Origin of the sequence: Halobacterium rubrum (genome assembly GCF_021729015.1) — an archaeon.
Taxonomy (GTDB): Archaea; Halobacteriota; Halobacteria; order Halobacteriales; family Halobacteriaceae; genus Halobacterium; species Halobacterium rubrum.
The window spans coordinates 161,924-181,865 of record NZ_JAJQQZ010000003.1 but is presented as its reverse complement, the minus strand read 5'-3'; the positions used below and the strand labels follow the sequence as shown (position 1 = coordinate 181,865).

At 70.2% G+C, this 19,942-nt stretch carries 21 protein-coding genes; 7 read left to right on the top strand and 14 right to left on the bottom strand.

What is annotated here, in order from left to right; genetic code table 11:
- Nucleotides 1-60: 60 nt before the first annotated feature.
- Nucleotides 61-1,038 (bottom strand): aldo/keto reductase, encoded by a 978-nt coding sequence (locus LT971_RS12325; protein ID WP_237007235.1) that lies wholly within the window; start codon nucleotides 1,036-1,038, stop codon nucleotides 61-63.
- Nucleotides 1,039-1,187: 149 nt separating this feature from the next.
- Between LT971_RS12325 and LT971_RS12320 the strand changes: the two genes are divergently transcribed.
- Nucleotides 1,188-1,673 (top strand): DUF3592 domain-containing protein, encoded by a 486-nt coding sequence (locus LT971_RS12320; RefSeq protein ID WP_237007234.1) that lies wholly within the window; start codon nucleotides 1,188-1,190, stop codon nucleotides 1,671-1,673.
- 37 nt (nucleotides 1,674-1,710) lie between these two features.
- Here LT971_RS12320 and LT971_RS12315 read toward each other — a convergent pair whose 3' ends face one another.
- From LT971_RS12315 to LT971_RS12275, 9 genes are all read right to left on the bottom strand, one after another.
- On the bottom strand, nucleotides 1,711-2,757 hold the full coding sequence (locus LT971_RS12315; RefSeq protein ID WP_237007233.1) for an ABC transporter permease: 1,047 nt from the start codon (nucleotides 2,755-2,757) through the stop codon (nucleotides 1,711-1,713).
- Entirely contained in the window at nucleotides 2,750-4,525 is a 1,776-nt protein-coding gene (locus LT971_RS12310; RefSeq protein ID WP_237007232.1) for a PrsW family intramembrane metalloprotease, read from the bottom strand. The genes LT971_RS12315 and LT971_RS12310 overlap by 8 nt, the downstream gene beginning before the upstream one ends.
- Nucleotides 4,522-5,385, bottom strand: coding sequence for an ABC transporter ATP-binding protein (locus tag LT971_RS12305; RefSeq protein WP_237007231.1), 864 nt, complete (start codon nucleotides 5,383-5,385; stop codon nucleotides 4,522-4,524). The genes LT971_RS12310 and LT971_RS12305 overlap by 4 nt, the downstream gene beginning before the upstream one ends.
- Nucleotides 5,386-5,457: 72 nt before the next feature.
- Nucleotides 5,458-6,228 (bottom strand): helix-turn-helix transcriptional regulator, encoded by a 771-nt coding sequence (locus LT971_RS12300; protein WP_237007230.1) that lies wholly within the window; start codon nucleotides 6,226-6,228, stop codon nucleotides 5,458-5,460.
- A 234-nt stretch (nucleotides 6,229-6,462) separates the two neighbouring features.
- Entirely contained in the window at nucleotides 6,463-7,713 is a 1,251-nt protein-coding gene (rbcL, locus tag LT971_RS12295) for a type III ribulose-bisphosphate carboxylase (RefSeq protein WP_237007229.1), read from the bottom strand.
- 53 nt (nucleotides 7,714-7,766) lie between these two features.
- Entirely contained in the window at nucleotides 7,767-8,465 is a 699-nt protein-coding gene (locus LT971_RS12290; protein WP_237007228.1) for an SOS response-associated peptidase, read from the bottom strand.
- Nucleotides 8,466-8,494: 29 nt separating this feature from the next.
- Nucleotides 8,495-9,349 carry a class 1 fructose-bisphosphatase gene (locus tag LT971_RS12285; RefSeq protein ID WP_237007227.1) on the bottom strand — a complete coding sequence of 285 codons (855 nt, stop codon included), beginning with the start codon at nucleotides 9,347-9,349 and terminating at the stop codon, nucleotides 8,495-8,497.
- Nucleotides 9,349-10,140 carry a class I fructose-bisphosphate aldolase gene (locus LT971_RS12280; RefSeq protein WP_237007226.1) on the bottom strand — a complete coding sequence of 264 codons (792 nt, stop codon included), beginning with the start codon at nucleotides 10,138-10,140 and terminating at the stop codon, nucleotides 9,349-9,351. The genes LT971_RS12285 and LT971_RS12280 overlap by 1 nt, the downstream gene beginning before the upstream one ends.
- Before the next feature lie 95 nt (nucleotides 10,141-10,235).
- Complete coding sequence (locus tag LT971_RS12275) at nucleotides 10,236-10,943, bottom strand: DUF7409 domain-containing protein (protein WP_237007225.1); 708 nt, start codon at nucleotides 10,941-10,943, stop codon at nucleotides 10,236-10,238.
- Nucleotides 10,944-11,028: 85 nt separating this feature from the next.
- On the opposite strand from LT971_RS12275, the gene LT971_RS12270 reads away from it, so the two are divergent.
- Complete coding sequence (locus tag LT971_RS12270) at nucleotides 11,029-11,889, top strand: 3-hydroxyacyl-CoA dehydrogenase family protein (RefSeq protein WP_237007224.1); 861 nt, start codon at nucleotides 11,029-11,031, stop codon at nucleotides 11,887-11,889.
- Between the two features lie 228 nt (nucleotides 11,890-12,117).
- Here the strand turns inward: LT971_RS12270 and LT971_RS12265 are convergent, their stop codons facing one another.
- Nucleotides 12,118-13,161, bottom strand: a complete 1,044-nt coding sequence (locus LT971_RS12265) for a phytoene/squalene synthase family protein (protein WP_237007223.1) — start codon at nucleotides 13,159-13,161, stop codon at nucleotides 12,118-12,120.
- A gap of 141 nt (nucleotides 13,162-13,302) precedes the next feature.
- Here LT971_RS12265 and LT971_RS12260 point away from each other — a divergent pair, with 141 nt between their 5' ends.
- Nucleotides 13,303-14,445: an acyl-CoA dehydrogenase gene (locus tag LT971_RS12260; protein ID WP_237007222.1), complete on the top strand. Its 1,143-nt coding sequence runs from the start codon at nucleotides 13,303-13,305 to the stop codon at nucleotides 14,443-14,445.
- A gap of 83 nt (nucleotides 14,446-14,528) precedes the next feature.
- On the opposite strand, the gene LT971_RS12255 is transcribed toward LT971_RS12260, so the two are convergent.
- The gene (locus tag LT971_RS12255; RefSeq protein ID WP_237007221.1) at nucleotides 14,529-15,068 is read right to left on the bottom strand and encodes a hypothetical protein; all 540 of its coding nucleotides are present in this window, start codon (nucleotides 15,066-15,068) and stop codon (nucleotides 14,529-14,531) included.
- 149 nt (nucleotides 15,069-15,217) lie between these two features.
- Here LT971_RS12255 and LT971_RS12250 point away from each other — a divergent pair, with 149 nt between their 5' ends.
- The gene (locus LT971_RS12250; RefSeq protein ID WP_237007220.1) at nucleotides 15,218-15,652 is read left to right on the top strand and encodes a universal stress protein; all 435 of its coding nucleotides are present in this window, start codon (nucleotides 15,218-15,220) and stop codon (nucleotides 15,650-15,652) included.
- Nucleotides 15,653-15,655: 3 nt separating this feature from the next.
- Here the strand turns inward: LT971_RS12250 and LT971_RS12245 are convergent, their stop codons facing one another.
- Nucleotides 15,656-16,861, bottom strand: a complete 1,206-nt coding sequence (locus tag LT971_RS12245) for an inorganic phosphate transporter (protein ID WP_237007219.1) — start codon at nucleotides 16,859-16,861, stop codon at nucleotides 15,656-15,658.
- A 153-nt stretch (nucleotides 16,862-17,014) separates the two neighbouring features.
- Between LT971_RS12245 and LT971_RS12240 the strand changes: the two genes are divergently transcribed.
- Genes LT971_RS12240 through LT971_RS12230 form a run of 3 tightly spaced genes read left to right on the top strand, consistent with a single transcriptional unit; the run spans nucleotide 17,015 to nucleotide 18,921 of the window.
- Nucleotides 17,015-17,296 carry a DUF7111 family protein gene (locus LT971_RS12240; protein ID WP_237007218.1) on the top strand — a complete coding sequence of 94 codons (282 nt, stop codon included), beginning with the start codon at nucleotides 17,015-17,017 and terminating at the stop codon, nucleotides 17,294-17,296.
- A 60-nt stretch (nucleotides 17,297-17,356) separates the two neighbouring features.
- Nucleotides 17,357-18,541: a thiolase domain-containing protein gene (locus LT971_RS12235; protein ID WP_237007217.1), complete on the top strand. Its 1,185-nt coding sequence runs from the start codon at nucleotides 17,357-17,359 to the stop codon at nucleotides 18,539-18,541.
- Nucleotides 18,538-18,921, top strand: coding sequence for a Zn-ribbon domain-containing OB-fold protein (locus LT971_RS12230; RefSeq protein ID WP_237007216.1), 384 nt, complete (start codon nucleotides 18,538-18,540; stop codon nucleotides 18,919-18,921). The genes LT971_RS12235 and LT971_RS12230 overlap by 4 nt, the downstream gene beginning before the upstream one ends.
- On the opposite strand, the gene LT971_RS12225 is transcribed toward LT971_RS12230, so the two are convergent.
- Nucleotides 18,898-19,851: an alpha/beta fold hydrolase gene (locus LT971_RS12225; RefSeq protein WP_237007215.1), complete on the bottom strand. Its 954-nt coding sequence runs from the start codon at nucleotides 19,849-19,851 to the stop codon at nucleotides 18,898-18,900. The two genes, LT971_RS12230 and LT971_RS12225, sit on opposite strands and share 24 nt — an antisense overlap.
- Between the last annotated feature and the right edge of the window lie 91 nt (nucleotides 19,852-19,942).

Below are 19,942 nucleotides of genomic sequence, written 5' to 3'. Positions count from 1 at the left end.
CTCCAGCTGGGCGGTCACACGTCGAGGTTCGTTTCGGCTGGTGGTAACAGTTGTGCCGGACTACTCGTGGCCGGAGACCGCCACCGGCTCGTACGGCTCCTCGAGGTACGCTAGGTCCGAACTCGAGAGGCTGATGTCGAGGGCTTCGACGGCCTGTTCGAGGTGTTCGACGCTCGTCGTGCCGACGATGGGTGCGTCCACCCAGTCTTTGTGGAACAGCCACGCCAGCGAGATCTGGGCCATCGTCACGCCGTGCTCGGCGGCGAGTTCCTGGACGCGCTCGTTGATCGCCCGGCCGCCACCCTCGACGTAGGGGTGCTGGCGCATCCGATCCTCGCTCTCGCCGCGCGCCGTCGCGTCCATCTCCTCGTGGGGACGGGTGAGGTAGCCGCGGGCGAGCGGCGACCACGGAATCACGCCGACGCCCTCCTGCTGACAGAGCGGCAGCATCTCGCGTTCCTCCTCGCGGTAGACGAGGTTGTAGTGGTTCTGCATGCTCACGAAGCGCTCGTAGCCCTCGCGGTCGGCGGTGTGGAGGGCGTCGGCGAACTGGTGGGCCCACTGGGAGGACGTGCCGACGTACCGGACGTCGCCGCGGCGGACGGCGTCGGTGAGCGCCGACAGCGTCTCGTCGATGGGCGTCTGGTAGTCCCAGCGGTGGGTCTGGTAGAGGTCGATGGTGTCCATCCCGAGGCGGTCCAGGGAGGCCTGAAGCTCCTGCTCGATGGTCTTCCGGGAGAGCCCGCCGGAGTTCGGGTCGTCCTCGTCCATCTGGAAGTAGACCTTCGACGCGACGACCTGCTGGTCGCGGTCGTAGTCCGCGAGGACGTTCCCGAGCACGCGCTCGCTCTCGCCGTTCGAGTACATGTTCGCCGTGTCGAAGAAGTTCACGCCGAGGTCGATGGCGCGCTCGATGACGGGACGGGCCTCCTCCTCGTCGAGCACCCACGGTCGCCAGTCCGAGGACCCGAAGCTCATGCAGCCCAGACAGATCTTCGAGACCTCCATGCCGGTGTCGCCGAGTGTCGTGTACTCCATGCCCGGGTCGTCGTCTCCCGTCGGCATAGTGGTTTGCCAGCCGGCGGTTCGATGGGGTGGCCCGCTCCGGGAGCGAGCGGTGGTCCCGGTGACGCAGGCTCGGAGAATGCCCGCCACGGTTTACGGGCCCGGCGCCGGCAGTCGGTGACGTGTCCCCGAGAATCAACATCGGTAACGGCGACAGCGAGTCCTCCCGCGGCGTCCTCGTGTTCCTCGTCGTGAGCGTCGCAGTCGCCGGCTACGGCGGCTACGACTACCTCCAGCAGTCCGAGGCAGTGCGGGACTCCGTCGAGGTCGACGCGACGGTCGTCGAGACGGGCGTCGAGCAGGAGTCCGGGCGCCGTGGACGCGTCGACCACGTACCGACGGCGACCTTCGAGTACAGCTACGACGGCGAGGACTACACCGGGAACTCGGTGTTCCCGGGGTCGGTGACGCCGGACTACGACACCGAGTCGGCGGCCCGCGAGGTCGTCGCCGAGTACGAGGCCGGCGGCACGGTGACGGCGTACGTCGACCCCTCGACCCCCGGGAACGCCTTCCTGAAGAACCAGCGGACGGACACGCCGGTGAAGCTCGTCGCAGTCGGGCTGGTGGGCGTCCTCCTGACCGCCGTCAAGTACGTCCGGTCCTGACTCCGGCCGGAAGCAGCCTGCGCGAACGACCGGCCAGTCAGGTCTCGCCGCCGCCCGCCAGCCACCGCAGGCCGGCGTACGCCGCTGCGGCGAGCGCGAGCGTCGCCGCGAGCGTGAGCCACGTGAACGTCGTGGGGCTGTCGACGGCGAGCCGCGCGACGAGGTTCTGGGGGCTCTGCGGGAGGAGGCTGGCGGCGCCGAACGCGCCCAGCGCGACGAACGAGTACAGCAACTGCGCCTCCCGGCGCGCGCCGATGCGGAGCGCCAGCGCGGCGCCACCGGCGACCAGCACGGCGGCGACGCCGGCGACGAGCGCGAGCACCGCCACCGGGTTCGCGATGGCGGTGCCGTTGTACGAGAGCAACGCGAGCCAGAGCGCGACCTGCGCCGGCGCCAGCCCGACGAGCGCGATGGCCTTCCCGTCGACGACGTCCCGCAGCGACAGCGGCGCGACCCGCAGCAGCTCGAGCGTGCCGCGTTCGGCCTCCTCGGCGAGCGAGTCGGCCATCACGCTCCCGGAGATGAACGCCGGCAGGAACGCCAGCAGCGGGAGCAAGACCGTGTAGGTGAACGAGAAGTACGGATTGGACTGCTCCTCGGGCGGCAGCGCGATCGGCTGGCGTTCCAGCCGGTGGGAGAAGGTGGCGCGCTGCTCGCGCTCCAGCGTGGAGAGCGCGTCCTTGAGCTCCGTGACGACGAGCGTCGTGCGGAACGACCCCTCCGGCGCTGTCGCTTCCACCAGTATGCGTCCACTCGGTTGCTGGGTGGCGTGGACGAGCGCCTGTACCTCGCCTCGCTGGAAGGCGGCGCTGGCGGCGGACTGCGACCCGTAGGGGACGGCGCTGCGGCCGTCGTCGCCGGCTATCGCGGTAGCGACCTCCGCGGAAGCGTTCCCGGTGACGCCGACTTCGACGTCGAGGGCGCCGCTCTCAGTGGAGCCGGGGTCGTACAGCGAGACGAGGCCGACGACCAGAAAGGACGAGAACCCCGCGATGAACAGCTGGATGACGAGCGCGAGCACGATGGTCTTCTCGGAGCGCAGCGACCCGAGCGTGCGCCGCGCGAGGACGAGGCGGCTACCCAAGGGAGACCACCACCACGGCGAGGTTGTACGCGACGTGCAAGACGATTGCCAGCGCGAGCGTGCCGAGGTACGCCAGCCGGGACCGGGCCGCGCCGACAGCGGAGACCGCCGCCGTCACGACGTGCAGCGCCAGCGGCGCGACGAGCAGGAGGCCCGGCGACGCTCCGAGGAGCTCCGGCGAGAACGCCGCCTGCGCGACGTCCAGTTCCGGCAGGCCGACGAGCTGGGTGACCAGCAGGAGCTTCTCCGCGAGGAAGAAGCCGACGCCGGAGGCGGCGCCGACGACCAGCGCGTTCCGGAACGTCCGGTCGTACTGGCCGCGCTCGAAGCCGGCGAACACGTGGATGCTCTTGGCGACCTCCTCGATGACGGCCACCGTGCCCAGCAACAGCGGTATCGAGATGGAGACCGGGGCGACGAACAGCACGGCGACGGCGAACAGTTCGGCGACGAAGACAAACGGCAGGAACAGCGCCGTCCAGAGGCCGGCGCGCCACCGCGTCGTGAGCGGCGCGGCCAGCGCGTCCAGCAGCTTCGACGGAATCGGGAGCTGCGTGAACATGTCCTCCTCGCGGTAGACGCCCGTGCCGAGCCCGAACAGCACGAACGCCGCCAGCCCCGGCGGAACCGTCGAGAGCACGAACTGGCCGGCGGTCACGCCGTCGCCCGTGATAGAGTCGACGACAACCGTGAGCGGTGAGATGGCGGCGATGGGGTGGACTTCGGCGAAGACGGCGGGCACGAACGCGTACGCCGTGAGCGCGACGCTGACGGTGACGGTGACGAACGTGAGTTCCTTGTACGAGCGGGCGAGCATCGCGCCGAAGAACGTCGCCGCGAGGAACAGCGCCGCGAGCGGCGCGACAGCGAGCACGGCCAGCGCGCTGGCGCCAGTCGCGGCGGCGATGGCGGAGATGAGCGCGAGCGCGCCGAGGAGGTACGGTAGCGTCTTCCCGGCGACGATGTCGCCCCGGGAGATCGGCGCGACGAGCATCGGTTCGCCGCGGCGGTTGATGCGTTCGGCGAGCACGCTGGAGCCGTAGGCCTGGATGACGATGTTCAGTGGCAACAGGAACGCGAACGCGAACACGAGCGACTGCAGGGGAAACGGCGGCGAAATCGAGGACGGCGTGCCGGACTGCGCCTGCCCGAGCAGGCCGCTCAGGCCGCCGCCGGTCGCCGGGATATCGTCGCCGCCGGCGACGCCGTCACCGCCGCCGTCGCCACCGGCCTGCTGGCCGTCGTCGCCGCCAGTCCCGGCGCCAGCACCGCCCTCGCTCCCGTCGAGGTCGTCGTCGTCGTCGGTAGCGTCGTCGCCGGTCTGCGTGCCCGTAACGTCGATGGACTGCGGGCGGTAGGTGAGCGAGACCACGACCGGGAAGGCGGCGTTCTGGTCGGGCTCCTGGCGCATCAGGAAGTCGTTGTAGCCGACGGTCGCGGACCTGAGCGTCGACAGCGCCGCTCGGCCCTTGGCGGTGTCGTCGTACGTGATGGTGGTGTCGGTGACGACCACGTCGGCGTCGGCGCCGGGGTCGACGGCCACGAGCTGCGGGTCGCTGGCGACGACGTCGGCGTACTGGCTGTCCTCCGTGACGCCGACCCGGTAGATGCCCTCGCCCGGCGTCGGCCCCATCGTGACCAGCGCCGGCACGATGGCGGCCAGCGCGAGCAACACCACGACGAACGCGACGGCGGTCTCGCGGTCGATGTCGCCCGCACTCCGGGTGGTCTCCCAGCGGGCGACCCGGAGGACGTTCCGGGCCTTCATGTGCCGGTCACGTCGAGGAAGACGTCCTCCAGCGTCGACTCGTCGGTACGGATGTCGACGACCTCGCCGCCGGCGTCGGCGGCCGCCGAACGGATGGCTTCGACGTCGTCCATCGAGTCGACGGCGGTCACGTGGCGGTCGCCGGCCGGCTCCGAGCGCTCGACGGGCACGTCCGTGAACACCCGGTAGGACACGTCGCCGTGCTCCTCGCGGATGTCCGCCAGCGTCCCGGTGGCGGCGAGCTGGCCGTCACGCATGATGGCGACGCGGTCGCAGACGCTCTCGACGTGGTGGAGGTCGTGGGCGCTGAACACGATTGTCTTGCCGTCGTCGGCGAGCTCCCGGGTGAACTCCACGACGGTGTTCGTCGTGAGCGGGTCGAGGCCACTGGCGGGCTCGTCGTAGACGAGCACGTCCGGGTCGTTCACGAGCGACCGCGCGATGGCGACCTTCCGCTTCATGCCCTTCGAGAAGTCGCCGACGGGCCGGTCGCGGGCGTCGAGGTCGAGTCGGTCGAGAGCGGCTTCGATGCGTTCGTTCGCCGTCTCGCGGTCGACGTCGTAGAGGTCCGCGAAAAAGCGCAGGTAGCCGCGGGGACTCATCTCGTCGTACAGCGGCGACTCCTCCGGGAGGAAGCCCAGCGACCGCCGCATCTCCGTCTCACCGGCGTCGAAGCCGTTGACGGTGACGTCGCCCGCGGAGGGCTCGACGAGCCCGCACAGCATCTTCAGCGTGGAGGTCTTCCCGGCGCCGTTCGGCCCCACGAGGCCGAACACCTCACCGGTGTCGACCTCGAAGGAGACGCCATCGACGGCGGTGACGTCGCCGTACCGCTTCTGGAGGCCCCTGACCGAAATCATGGACGGGTGGAAGCACGGGGGCCGCTTGAGGGTTGGGTAATCGGCAGCGCCCCGCACCCCGTGGCGGCCCGCCTACGGCGAGAGCGTGTCGGCGTCCTCGCGGAGGGATTCGTAGACGCCATCGGCCCACTCGACGGCGTCCGGGTCGTCGTTGTAGAGGAGACCGGCGTGTCCGCTGTCGTCGTAGAACAGCGCACAGGCGTACGTCGACGTCGGCGTGTCGAGGACCATGAGGCTGTACACGAGACCGTCGTCCGTCTGGCGGAGCGTGAGCCGGCCGGTGTCGAGCGCGTCGGCGACGGCATCCCCGTGCCCGCCGAGGACCGCGTCGAGTACGTCCGGGTCGAACACGAGGTCCAGTTCGAGGCCCTCGTCGACGATTCGGTCCCGCAGCGTCGGGACCGTGCTGTCCAGCAGTCGGCTGGCGTACCCCCGGACGTGGGTGGCGTCCGCAACGAGCGACCGGTAGGCCTCGGTGGGTCGCTGGGGCGCGACGGCCGTCGCCTCGACGACGGTCGCGTCACGGAACAGGACGGGCGCGACGCGGGCGTCGTTCGGCAGCGGCTCGATGGCGGCGTCGGCCGCGTTCAGTCCCGCGAGGTGGGCCGCGAACGTCTCGTAGCTGTCCAGCGCGAGCCGCCCTTTCAGCGTGAGCGAGACGCTACCGCCGGCCCGGGTGACGAGCCCGCTGGCTTCGAGTTGCCGGACGGCGCGGTCGACCGTCGACCGCGAGACGGCGAGTTCGTCGGCCAGTTCCGGTTTCCGGGAGGGGTCGTCGCGGACCGCTCGCAGCAGCTCGGCGCGCTGCGCGAGCAGTTCCAGCGGCGGCCCGGCGTCCGTCATCGTTCCCGGCGAGTACCTGTTGGCTGAAAAAGCCTTTCTACTTGAATGGCCAGTACATTTATATGCCGTTACTCGCTGCCTGCACGACGTCCCAGAACGTAAACTAATGTCGGGCGGCGCCATCCAGCCGCATGCTGGTGCACTCGCACCGGCTGTGCCTCTGACATGCTCCGCGCCGGCCTGCCCGGCCGGCCACCGGAGCCCTCTCGATACGTCCCAGCCAGCGGCTCGTCCTCAGCGCGGCGACCCGGTGCCCCACTTGTCCAGCGCCGTCGCCAGTTCGCCGTGGCCGTCCTCGGCGTACGCCTCGGCGTCGACGCCGCGCTGGTAGGCGTCGATGGCCTGCTGGAGCGCGCGAGCGCCGGCCTCCGTCCCGTCGGGATGGCCGTGGATGCCGCCACCGACCTGCACGATGATGTCGGAGCCGAGCGCGTCCAGCAGCGGCGCGACGGTGCCCGGGTGGAGGCCGCCGGACGCCACCGGCAGCACGTCACTGAGCCCGTGGAGGTCGCCGCGGAGCCACTCGTTGATGCCGGGCGTGTCCTCGTTCTCCAGTTTCCCGAGGCCCGCCGTCCCGGTGTGGATGTGGTCGACGCCCGTGAGACGCGCCACCTGCGCGAGCACGCGCATCGAGACGCCGTGGTGGTCCAGCCGGTCGAACGCCGCGTGCATCGCCCGGTGCGCGTGGATGGCGAGCCCGTGCTTCTCCGCGTGTTCGCGGACCGTCTGGACGGCCGACCACCCGCAGGTGACGACGTCGACCATCACGAACCCGCCGCCCTGCTCGGCGACGAGTTCGAGCCGGTCGAGCATCGTCTCGGTGTCCGCCGTGATGTTCACGAGGTAGTCCTTCCGGTCGCCGGTCTCGTCCTCGGCGCGGTCCCGCATCTCGAAGGACTGCTTGACGCGGTCGTCGAACCGGTTGAACGACTGGTTCGTGAGGTTCTCGTCGTCCTTGAGGAGGTCGACGCCGCCGACCCACGCGTCGTAGCCGACCTGTGCGTGCTGCTCGGTCGACAGCCCCACCTTCGGCTTCGGAACCGTCGCCGTCGCCGGCCGGCCCTCGGCGTCCAGAATCTCGGTCTTCACGTCGCTGCCGTACTGCGGCCCCGGGAACGACGTCGCCAGCTCCGCCGGCCACTCGCAGTCCGCCAGCCGGATAGAGTCGACGGCCTTCATGCCCATGATGTTGCCCGCGATGCAGGACAGAATCTGGGGCATGTTCCCCGCCTCGAAGAGGTCGCCGGGGTACGCCACCGTCACCTCGCCGTCGCCGATGTCGTAGGCCGTCGCCGACAGCTCCGTGACTCGTTCCGGGACGTTCAGCGCCGCCCACGTCCCGTTCGAACTCTCGGACGCCACTCGGCCGGCGGCGTCCACCATGTCCATTCCCTCACCCGGGTCGAGCACGAACTGGCAGACCAGGTCCGTGTCCCGGGGCTCGTAGCCTTCGTCGACGAAGTCCTCGTACTCGATGCCAGTCATGTGCCCGTGAAAATTCACTGGCGACCGTGAAGTGTGTTCGGCCAGTTCCGAGTTCACGGGACCGGTTCCACGAGGCCAGCGTGGTCGTTGGACGGGTCGTTGACCGCCGAAGACACCGGCCACGCTTCGAATCCGAATTCCCGGGGCTCCAGTAACTCCTCCGGGTTGTCAGCCGTCAGCCATCGGTCGCCCAGTTCGCGGTCCAGGGGCACCGCCATCCGGTGGTGGTAGTCGGCGAGGAAGTCGTTGGGTTCTGTCGTGACGACGGTAAACGACTGCACCGGCTCGGGGTCCCGGTTCGGCTCGCCGTCGCCGCCCCCGAACTCGCCGAGCCCGGTCTGTGTCTGCTCGGGCGTCCACGTCTCCCAGAGCCCCGCCAGCAGGAACGGCCGGTCGTCTGCCCGGGAGACGAAGTACGGCGTCTTCCCGCCGTCTCCCCCCTCGACCCACTCGTAGAAGCCGTCGACGGGGACCAGACACCGCCGCTGCTCGTACGCCTCGCTGAAGTGGCGCTTCTCTGTCAGCGACTCGGCGCGAGCGTTGATGGGGTCGGGGTCCGCCCGGGGACCCTCGGACCACTCCGGCACCAGCCCCCAGCGAGCGCTCGTCAGGCGGTCTGGCGACTCGCTAAGAATCACGGGCAACTCCTCGCTCGGCGCGGCGTTGTACGTCGACTCGAAGCCCGCCTCGTCGAGTCCGAACGCGTCCCGCAGGTCGGATGGGTCGGAGAACAGCGCGTACCGGCCACACATACCCGACGGGAGGGGCTCCGGGCGCTTAGTCAGTCCGGTAGCGCGGCCTCGAGGTCGTCGATGACGCGCTCGTTGCCCACGAACGTCGGCGTGCGCTCGTGGAGGCGCTGCGGCTCGAGGTCCAGCAGCGACCCGCTGCCGTCCGAGGACGCTCCGCCAGCCGTCTCCACGACGTACGCCATCGGCATCGACTCGAAGTGCGCGCGCAGCTTCCCCTCTGGCGCCGACTGCAGGCCCGGGTAGCCGAACGCGCCGCCGTACACGAGCACCTGATTCACGTCGGCGATCATCGCGCCGCCGTACCGGAGCTTGAGGTCGTCCTCGACGTCCCGCACGAACGCCTCGAAGTCCTCCGTCCACTCCGGCACCCGGCCGCCGAACCCGTACACCGTCGGGTCCTCGGGGAGCTCAACTGTCCCGAGGTCGGTGCGGTCGCCGTCCTCGTCGACGAGGTACTCCCGGACCTCGCCGTCCCGGGCCACCACCATCGTCGTCGTCGGCCCGTAGAGCACGAACCCGGCGGCAACGAGGCTAGAACCCGGCGCTGGCAGCGGCTGGTCGTACACGCCGACGACCGTTCCACAGGGGTTGTTCGACTTCACGTTCGAGGAACCGTCCAGCGGGTCCAGCGCCACCGCATACCCCTCGTCGGCGTCGCCCACCGTGACGATTGCGTCGCGCTCCTCGCTGGCGTACCAGTTCACGCCCTCGATGGACTCCGTCCGGTCGAACAGGAGGTCGTCCGCCCACACGTCAGCCTCCAGCTGCGTGTCTCCGGAGACGTTCTCCGCGTCGCGCTTCGCGCGTCGCTCCGGGAGGCCCGCCCGGACGTCCGGCGCCGCACCAGCGACCGCGTCGAAGACCCCGTCGACGACGTCCGCCATCAGATTCGCGACAGCGCCTCCTCGACGCTGGTCTCCTCGTAGATGACTGCCTCCAGCCCGTCGAGGAACGCCGCCGGGTTCCCGCGCTGCCAGACGTTCCGACCGACGGCGAGCCCCTTCGCGCCCGCGTCGACGGCGCCCTTCACGGTCTCGAGGAAGTCGCGGTCGCTGGTCTTCGACCCGCCGGACATCACGACCTCCGTCGGCCCCGCCATGTCCACGGCGTGCGCCATCGCGTCGTCGCTACCGGGGTACTTCACCTTCGCAATGTCGGCGCCCAGCTCCAGCGCCTGCCGCGCCGCGTACGCGATGGTGTCGGGCTTCTTGTCGTTTTTGAGGCCCTGTCCGCGCGGGTACGACCACATCACCACGGGCAGGTCGTGCTCGCGTGCCGTCTCCTGTGCCTTCCGGAACTCCTCGGCCATCTCGACCTCGTGGTTCGACCCGCCGTACATCGTGAACCCGATGGCGTCGGCGCCGACCTCGGCGGCGTAGTCGACCGACCAGTTCACGGCCGAGTCCGGCTCGCCCATCCAGAGGTTCGACGTCCCGTTGAGCTTCGCGAGGAGGTTCACGTCGTCCGCGTAGGACGGGTAGTACGCCTCCGCGATGCCCTTCTGGACGGCCATCGCGGACACGGCGTCGTGGGTCGCGACGTCCCACACCGCCTCGGGGTCTTTCGTCTCGGGCACCGCCTCGAAGTCGACCGGGCCGTGCTCGAGGCCGTGGTCGTACGCGAGAATCAGTACCTTCCCGTCGCGAGAGATCGGTGAGTCCTCGAAGGGTCGCATCACGTCAAACTGCGACGGAGAGGGATAAGAGTCTAACCCTCTGTGCGGCCCGCTGACCGCCGTATTCCGCCGTTTTTGACTACGGTCCGAGTAAACTACCGGACGTGCTCGCGGGCGGCGTCCCGCAGCGCCGCCACCCGGTCGCTAGACACCCCCAGCGAGTCCGCGACCTGGTCGACGTGTGCGGTCGCCAGACTCCGCACCGACGTGATGCCGGCTCTCGCGAGCAGTTTCGCCGCGTCCTCGTCGACATCGTTCAGTGCGGACACCGGCGTCGGCGAGGACGCTTCCCGCCACGCCGCCTCTTCTCGCTCGAAGGACTCGTCCACGCGGCCGTCCGGCCACGACGCCTCCTCGCGCCACGCCGCCTCGCCGTCGTCCGCTTCGTTCGACCCGGCGCCGGCTTCGCCCGTCGCGGGCTGGTCGTCGCCGTCGACGGCGCCCGCCTGCCACGCCGCCTCCTGAGCTGTGGCGTCCCCGCTCCCGTCGGCTTCCGCGTCCTCGTCAGCTTCCTCGCCGTAGCTCGCGGCAACCCACTGTCGCTCGTCGTCCTGCAGCCCGCGGACCTGCTCGGCGCGCTGGTCGAGGTCCTCGCCGCCCTCGAAGGACCACTGCAGGGAGTGCTCGCGGCGGATTCGTGCGGCCACGCCGGGGTTCACGCCGTACTCGACGAGCTGGGCGTGCGAGACGCGCTTGCCGGCCACGTCCTCGGGCGAGACGCCGGCGTCCGCCAGCACGGCCGCTGTCGACGGACCGACGAACTGGAGCTCCCGGAGACTCTCGTGCGCGTCAGCGGGTGGCACAGTTGGGTGAATGGTGCCACCGGAGCGGCTTGAGTGTTTCCACGTTTCCGGCACCCTTAGGTTCGGGCCCGTTCCAGCACCGGGTATGCGAGAGCTCGCAGACATCGACACCGTCGGCGTCGTCGGCGCCGGCACGATGGGCGCAGGCATCGCCCAGGTCGCCGCGACTGAAGGCTACGACGTCGTGATGCGCGACATCGAAGCGGACTACGTCGAGTCCGGCTTCGACAGCATCGAGTCCTCACTGGACCGGTTCGTCTCGAAGGACGAACTGAGCGAAGACGAGGCCGACGCCATCGTCGACCGCATCGCTGGGACGACCGAACTCTCGGACCTCGCGGACTGCGACGTGGTCGTCGAGGCGGCCGTCGAGAACATGGACGTCAAGCAGGACATCTTCGCGGACCTCGACGAGGCGGTCCCCGACGACGTCGTGCTCGCGACCAACACGTCCACGCTCTCCATCACGACCATCGCGTCCGTGACCGAGCGCGAGGAGCAGGTCGTCGGCCTCCACTTCATGAACCCCGTCCCCATCATGACGGGCGTCGAGGTCGTCGTCGGCGAGAAGACCGACGAGGACGTGGCGGCGTTCGCCCACGAGTTCGCCGAGGCCCTCGGGAAGGAGACCTGGGAGTCCGACGACAAGCCGGGCTTCGTCACGAACCGCGTCCTGATGCCGTGGATCAACGAGGGCATCCGGGCGTTCGACGAGGGCGTCGCGACGAAGGAGGACATGGACAAGGGGATGAAGCTCGGCACGAACGTCCCGATGGGGCCCCTCGAGCTCGCCGACCACATCGGCCTCGACATCTGTCTGGACGCCAGCCAGACGCTGCACGAGGAACTCGGCGACCGCTACAAGCCCGCCTACCTGCTCAAGCGGAAGGTCGACGCCGGCGACCTCGGGAAGAAAACGGGCAAAGGCTTCTACGAGTACGACTGAGGCGTCGTCGCCGTCGGCGGCCGGTATCGGGCTGACAGACAGCACGCGGCGTTCGCCCGCGGGCGGGTGTGCTGTGCTCCCGCCTCGGCGCCGCCCGCGGTGGTCGTCACGTCACAGCGGGTGCTGGTCCCGTGCTGGTATTTGAACCTTCGTAGCCGACGGCTCGTCTGATGTGGGCTGTGGGCGAGCGGATGGACGGAGAAGCGGTCTCGGAGCCGGGTCGCCGTGTCAGCCGAGGCGACCGGAAGCGATTCGCTCGCGGACGGCGCCGATGGTGCTCCGGTCGAAGTCGTCGGCGAACAGCGCGAGCACGGCGTGGACCTCCTCGCGGTCGACTTTCACGTCGCCCTCCCGGACGACGTCGGCGGGTCGGTCGCCGAGTTCGCGCATCGTGCCCACCGCCAGCAGAAACGGGACCGCCCACGCCGCGAACGTGTTCCCCTGACTGGTCGGCATCACTTCCAGCCAGCGCTGTGCGCCGTCGACGTAGCCGCGGGCGCGGTCCGTGACGCGCTCGACGACAGACGCCACCCGGCTGGCGTTCTCGGGGTCGGCGACCTCGTCGGGGTCGAGGTCGTGCTCGTCGAGCCACGACTGCGGGAGGTAGACGTTGTTCTCCTCCTCGTAGTCGGGCCGGACGTCCTTGGCGACGTTCACAAGCTGGAGGAGCAGCGCGAACGACCGGGCGTTCTCCCGCATGGCGTCTGCGGCGTCCGGGGTGGCGTCGCGGGCGAGCAGCTCCGTGACGAGCTCGCCGACGGTGCCGGCGACGTACCAGCAGTACTCCTCGAGTTCAGCCGGCGACTGGATGCGGAGGCCGCCGGCGTCGGCGTACCGTTCCACGAACGACGCCATCCCGGTCGTCATCTCGCGGACGGTTGGCCGGATGGCCTCCCGGGCGTCCTCGTCCAGCGTCTCGAAGGCGGCGAGGACGCGCGTTGCCTCCGCGACGACGCGCCAGTCGGCGTCCGGGTCGTCGGGGACGTGCTCGTCGACGTCGCGCTGGAAGTCGGCGGCCGTCGTCGCGGATTCGGGGTCGAGGACGGCGTCGTACGTCTCCAGGAGGGCTGCCTGCTCGGCGGGCGGAATCGACGTGGCGTCTTCGACGGTGTCGGCGACCCGGCACAGGAGGTAGCCAACGCAGATGCGCGTGGCCATCGGCTCTTCGAGAGCGTCGATGGTGAGCGCGAACGTGCGGGAAACGTCCTGTACCGCGCTGTGACACCACTCGCGGTCCGACGCGGTCGGCTGGTGGGACTGTCGGCCGTCCATCACTCGTGGTCGGGTTAGGGTGGGGGAATACAAAAGGGATGGGGGCGACCGGCCCCACCTGCGGTTGCGTGGGCGGAGCGAGGTCACGTTCGTGGGCGCCGGTATGAGAACAGTAAAGGACGAACCGACGAAGCTACGAGTATGGACTTCACCCGCTCCGCCGAGCACAGCCAGATCGCGGACATGGTCGCGGAGTTCGTCGACGAGGAGGTCAAGCCTCGCGCGGCCGAAATCGACAAGGAAGACGAGTTCCCGTGGGACCTCGTCGACGAGATGAGCGACCTCGGGCTGATGGGGATGCCGTTCCCCGAGGAGTACGACGGCGCGGGGCTGGACTACCACGCGTACGCCACCGCGCTCGAGGAGGTCGCTCGCGGGAGCGGCGGACTCGGCACTATCGTCGCCGCGCACACGAGCCTCGCGGGGAACATGCTCTACGAGTACGGCGACGAGGACCAGAAACAGGAGTACCTCGCGGCGCTGAACCGCGGCGACGACATCGGCGCGTTCGCGCTCTCGGAGGCGGGCGCCGGCTCCGACGTGCCGTCGATGCAGACGACGGCCGAGCGGGACGGCGACGAGTACGTCCTGAACGGCGACAAGCTCTGGATCTCGAACGGGAGCGTCGCGGACACCGTGACCGTGTTCGCGAAGACCGACCCGGACGCGGGCCACCGCGGCATCTCGTCGTTCGTCGTGCGGCCCGAGGAGGACGACGGCTTCATCGTGGAGGGGACGGAGGACAAGCTCGGCGACAAGGGCTGTCCGACCGCCGAGCTCCGGTTCGACGACATGCGGATTCCCGCCGACCGCATCCTCGGCGAGGAGGGCGACGGCTTCGTGCACGCGCTGGAGACGCTGAACGGCGGCCGCATCACCATCGCGGCGCGCTCCATCGGGCTGGCTCGCGCGGCGCTGGAGGACTCTCTGGAGTACTCTCAGGACCGCGAGCAGTTCGACCAGCCGATCAGCGACTTCCAGACCATCAAGCACAAGCTCGCCGACATGGACACGAAGGTCCAGGCGGCCGAGCTCCTGATGCACAAGGCCGCGGACAGGAAGATGCGCGGCGAACGGTTCGTGAAGGAGGCCGCGCAGGCGAAGCTGCACGCCTCCGAGATCTCCCGGGAGGTCGCCAACGAGGGCATCCAGATCCACGGCGGCTACGGGTACACGAAGGACTTCGACGTGGAGCGGTACTACCGGGACGCGAAGCTCAACGAGATCTACGAGGGGACCTCCGAGATTCTCCGGAACACGATCTCGCGGGAGCTGCTGGACTGACGAGTGCGGGAGCGCGGCCCTCTGGGGGCCGAAGTCGCGTCTGGTTCTGGTCGGTGGAGCGACGTTGAGCGCGCTCAGACTGGTCAGTCCGTCGTCTGCGTCTGCAGCGCTTCGAAGTCGATCAGGTGGGGGCCGGTCGTGACTGGCTCGCCGTCGTCGCCCAGACAGGGCGCGTCCGTTTCGGGGTCGAACTCACCGTCGCCATCGCTGTCCCGGAAAGCCGTGACGCGAATCTCGTGTGAGCCGTCCAGCGGGTCGTCGAGGGCGACCCTGTGGCCGTCCGCCGCCAGCGCGTGCTCGGGGTTCGTGTTGTGGACCTTCGTGGTTCCGAGCACCGTCTCACCGTCGAACGCCACGAGGAGGGCACTGCTGTCCGGCGGGAGCGAGTAGCCGACAGCGACCGCCTCAGACGACCAGCCGAAGTCGCCGGGGCTGCCGAGCCCGTAGAACGCCAGACCCGTCGGACACCCGCTCTCCACGGGCGTCGGCGTTCTGGGCTGCTCGGCCGTCGTCGTCTGTGGTTGCCCGCCGCTGCCGCCGACACCGCCCACAGAGAGACAGCCCGCGAGCAACAGGAACACGACAGCGCACACCGCCGTAGCGGGCCGATTCTGGAGGTCCATACTGCACCGTCGCTGCCCGGGACGAAAGGCATCGGGGGGACTGAAACGCGTATTTGGGTCGGAGCGACGGCTCTGCTACGGACCGGAGCACGCAGTCTGCGCCGCCGTTCGGCGGTGGGCTACTTGTGCGTCGGCCGCGAACGGCCGGTATGAGCGAGAGCGAGGTGCTGGTCCCGCTGGACGGGTCGCCGCTTGCCGACGAGGCGCTCCGGGAGGCGCTGGCGCTGTTCGACGGGCCGATCGTGGTCCTGAACGTGGTGACGCCGCTAGACGAGGGGATGATCGAGGGCGGCGTCCTCGGGGCCGGCGACAGGGCGCGAGAAGCCGAGGCCACGCAGCGGGCCGACAGGCTGGTGCAGCGGGCGACAGAGACGGCGGCCAGCGAGGGCGAAACCGTCGAGACCGTCGTGGAGACCGGGGAGCCGGCGGAGACGATTCTGGCCTACGTCGAGGAGCACGACGTCGACCACGTGGTGATGGGCGGGCACGGCGGTCCGGACGGCGGGCTGGCCGAGCGGCTGCTCGGGACAGTCGCGTCGAAAGTCGTGACCGAGGCGCCGGTGTCGGTCACGGTCGTTCGCTGACTGCTACGACGCCAGGAACGTCGCGAGCACGCGGTAGACGCCGAAGCCGAGGAGGACGGAGCCGACGAGCGTGACGAGCCAGAACGTGACCGTCGTGACGATCTTCTCGCGGGAGACGCCGGCAGAGCCGCCGGCGAGCCCGCCGCCGATGACGCCGGAGATGATGATGTTGTTGAACGAGATGGGGATGCCGAGGAAGATGGCCGCCTGCGCGATGACGAACCCGGGGACGAGGGCCGCGATGGACCGCCGGATGCCGAGCTGGGCGTACTCGCGGGAGGTCGCCTGCAGGAGTCTGGGGGCGCCCATCCACGCGCCGCCGAGGATGCCGGCGGCGCCGAGCGCGAGCAACACGGTTCCGGGGAGGCCGAGTTCGGCGGTGTAGAGGTTCTCCAGTGGGCCGGTCGCCAGCCCGACCTGACTGCCGCCGCTGGAGAACGCGACGATGCTGCCGAGCACGAGCAGGAACGTCTTGACGCCGCGGTCGACGGACGCCTGCGTGCGCACCCGGACGAACTGGAAGCCGAGCGCGGCGAACGCCAGCGAGACGGCGACGGCGACGACGTCGACGCCGCCGACCGTGGGGCCGCCGACCGCTCGCGCGACGGCGCCGGCGACCGACCCCTGGCTGGCACCGGGCGCGGCCGGCAGCAGGCTCAGCCGGACGTTGGCGACGATGCCCGCGACGAGCGCCGCGAGCAGCGGTATCGAGACGGTCTCCGGGATGTCGTCGCGGCGCAGCAGCGTCGCTGTCCCGTAGGCGAGACCACCCGAGACCGGCGGAACCAGCGCCCAGAACAGCGCAATCTGCTGGTAGGTAGCGACGGCGGGGTCGCCGCCGAGCGAGAGGCCGACGCCGACCATCGCGCCCGTGGTGGCGAACGCCGCGGGCACCGGGTAGCCGGAGTAGATGCCGAACGCCATGAATCCGGCGGCGGTGAGCAGGCCGGCCGTCGCTGCCAGCGACGTGATGGAGACGCCGTTCACGAGGCCGGCGCCGACGGTCTCCGAGATGGCGCCGCCCTGCGTGAGCGCGCCGGCGGCGGCGAGGATGCCGATGAGGAACGCCGCCCGCATCGTCGAGACGGCGTTCGCTCCGATGGCCGGGGCGAACGGCGGCGAGTTGCTGTTCGCGCCGAGCGTCCACGCCGTGACGAGGCTTGTTCCGGTGGCGAACGCCACCAGCGCCCAGAACACTGCGTCAGCCATGGCTGGCGGACTCCGGGGTCATGTGTCACCAGTTCGTCGGTACACGATATATACGTTCCCGCGGGCGACCAGGGTCACGGTCCGGAGTCGGAGACGGTTCCGGACGGGAGAGTAGTCGCCGTGTTTTTGCCGACGCCGGACGAACTACGGACAATGACAGAGGGAGAGACCGCCGAGGCCGACGGCATCGCGGCGCGGTACTACGAGACCGACAGCGAGCGCGTCCTGGAGTTCACGGGCGACGGCGGGGCGACGGCGGCCGTCGCGCAGAACGTCGAGGGGTACGCGATGCTGAAGGTGCGGCCGTCGGCAGACGGCGACGAGCTCGAGCGGTACTACGGCTTCGACATGGCGCTGGACCACGCGGCAGAGCTGCTGGGGGTCAGCGAACACGACCTCCCGGTGCCGGACGCCGCAGCCGACATGGGCATGTAGTCGACGGCGGTAGCCGTCGGTTCCGCACACCTTTTGAACCCACTTGTAGTACGGTCGTACATGACAGACGTGCGCGTGGCTGGCGTGGGGCTGACGCACTTCGGCGTCCACCCGGAGCGGACGAGCCGCGACCTCTTCGGCGAGGCGGGACTGACCGCGCTCGACGACGCCGGGGTCGACCGAGCGGACGTCGAGGCCGTCCACTACGGGAACTTCATGGGCGAACTGAGCGAACACCAGGGCCACCAGGGGCCGCTGGCGGCCGAGGCGCTCGGGCTTGACGTGCCGGCGACCCGCTACGAGTCGGCGTGTGCGTCCAGCGGTGTGGCGCTCCGGCAGGCCGTCCGGGACGTCCGGAACGGCGAGGCCGACGTCGTCGTCGCGGGTGGCGCCGAGCGCATGAACAACCTCGAGACGGCCGAGTCGACGGAGGCGCTGGCCATCGCGGCGGACGACCTCTACGAGGTGCGGGCGGGGATGACGTTCCCGGGGGCGTACGCGCTGATGGCGGCGGCGTACTTCGAGCAGTTCGGGGGCAGCCGCGAGGACCTCGCACACGTGGCAGTGAAAAACCACGCGAACGCCCTGGGCAACGACCACGCCCAGTACCAGCGAGAGATTACGGTCGAGGACGCGCTGGAGTCGCCGCCGGTCGCGGAGCCGCTGCACCTCTACGACGCCTGCCCGGTCACCGACGGCGCGAGCGCGCTCGTCCTCGTCAGCGAGGACTACGCGGCCGAACACGACCTCGACGCCGGCGTGGCGGTCACGGGCACGGGGCAGGCCGGCGACAAGATGGCGCTCCAGGACCGCGACGACGTGGCCACGTCGCCCGCCGCGACCGACGCCGCCGAGGAGGCCTACGCCGACGCCGGCGTCTCCGCCGACGACGTGGACGTCGCCGAGGTCCACGACTGCTTCACCATCGCCGAAGTGCTCGCCACCGAGTCGCTGGGCTTCTTCGAGACCGGCGAGGGCGTCACGGCGGCCCGCGAGGGCGTGACGACCCGGGACGGCGACCTGCCGGTGAATCTCTCGGGCGGCCTGAAGGCGAAGGGGCACCCGGTCGGCGCAACGGGTGCGAGTCAGGTCGCGGAGCTCACGAAGCTGCTGCGCGGCGACCACGTGAACAGCGAGTACGTCGCCGACGCCGACACTGCAGTCGCGCACAACGCCGGCGGGACGGTCGCCAGTGCCGTCGTGCACGTGCTCGAAGCCGTCGAGGACGAGGAGGTGGGAGCATGAGCGACGACGTGCGGGACGCCGGCTACGACGGTTTCCTCGACGCGCTCGCTGACGGCGACGGCTTCTACCTGGAGTGCAGCGAGGGCCACGGCAGCCTGCCGCCGCGCCACGTCTGCCCGCACTGCGGCAGCGACAACCTGACCGAGACGCCGCTGCCCGAGACCGGCACGGTGGACTCGTGTTCGACGGTGCACGTGGCGACGCCGGCGTTCGTCGACGACGCGCCGTACGTCGTCGCGGTGGTGGACTTCGGGCCGGTGCGGCTCACCGGTCAGGTGCGGGCGGACCCCGACTCGGTCGCCATCGGCGACGAGGTTGCCGCCGGCGTCGGCGAAACGGCGACGACGAGCGAGCGGCTAGTGACGTTCGAGCCGCGGTAGCTCGTCGCGCACCGCTTCGAGGAACGAGTCGGGCTGTTCTGCGTGCGGGAGCAGGCTGGTGTCGTCGAGGACAACCAGCCGTGCGTCCGCGTCGTCCGCCAGCTCCTTGCCCTCGGAGAGCGGCGTGATGGCGGCCTCCCGGCCCCAGACCAGCGTCACCGGCGCGTCGATGCCGGCGAGCGTCTCGGCGAGGTCGACGTTCGGGTCGAGGAAGCCGCCGGCGAACGACGCCGGTGCGAACCGCGCGCCGGGCTGGTGGCTGGCGCGGTACTGGTGCTGGACGAAGCCCTCGGGAACGTTCTCGGGCCGGTAGAAGGCGTCGCGCTGGTTGAACCACCGGAGGCCGCGCTCGCTGGTGAGCGCGTGGAAGAGGCCCGTGCCGACGACGGGCGCCCGGAGCAGCCGGCGGACGCTCGGCCGGCGCTGGCCGGTGTCGGCGGTCGGACACACCAGCACCAGCCCGGAGACGCCGGCGCCGCCGGTGGCTTCGTCGTCGGCTGCGGCCATCGCCGCCCACGACCCGGTCAGAGAGGACGCGACCACGACCGGGTCGTCGGCCGCGTCGGCGAGGAAGTCCGCGACGAACCCCTCGTACAGCGTGCTCGTGTACGCGACCGGCGGGCGGTCGCTGTGGCCGAACCCGGGGAGGTCGGGCGCAAGCACGTGGTAGTCGTCGGCGAGCGCGTCGAAGACGCCCGCGAACTCGTGGCTGGACGCTGCGGCGTTGATGCCGTGCAGGAGCACGACGTCGGGCGCTCCGGGGTCGCCGGCCTCGGTGTACGCCACGTCGAAGCCCCGCCAGCGGTACGTCCCCTGGTCGCCGGCGAGCGAGGGCTCGAAGTCGCCGGTCCGGGAGCGCAGGAGGCGGTTCGCGGCGGCTGTGGCGGCGACGCCGGCGGTCGCGCCAGCGAGGAGTCTACGGAGTCGCATGCGCGAAGCGACGGCTGCCAGTCGTTTAGCCGTTGCGTCGACTCGCGGGCGACGGGAAACGGGCGAGCAGTGAGAAGTACAGAACCGCCGT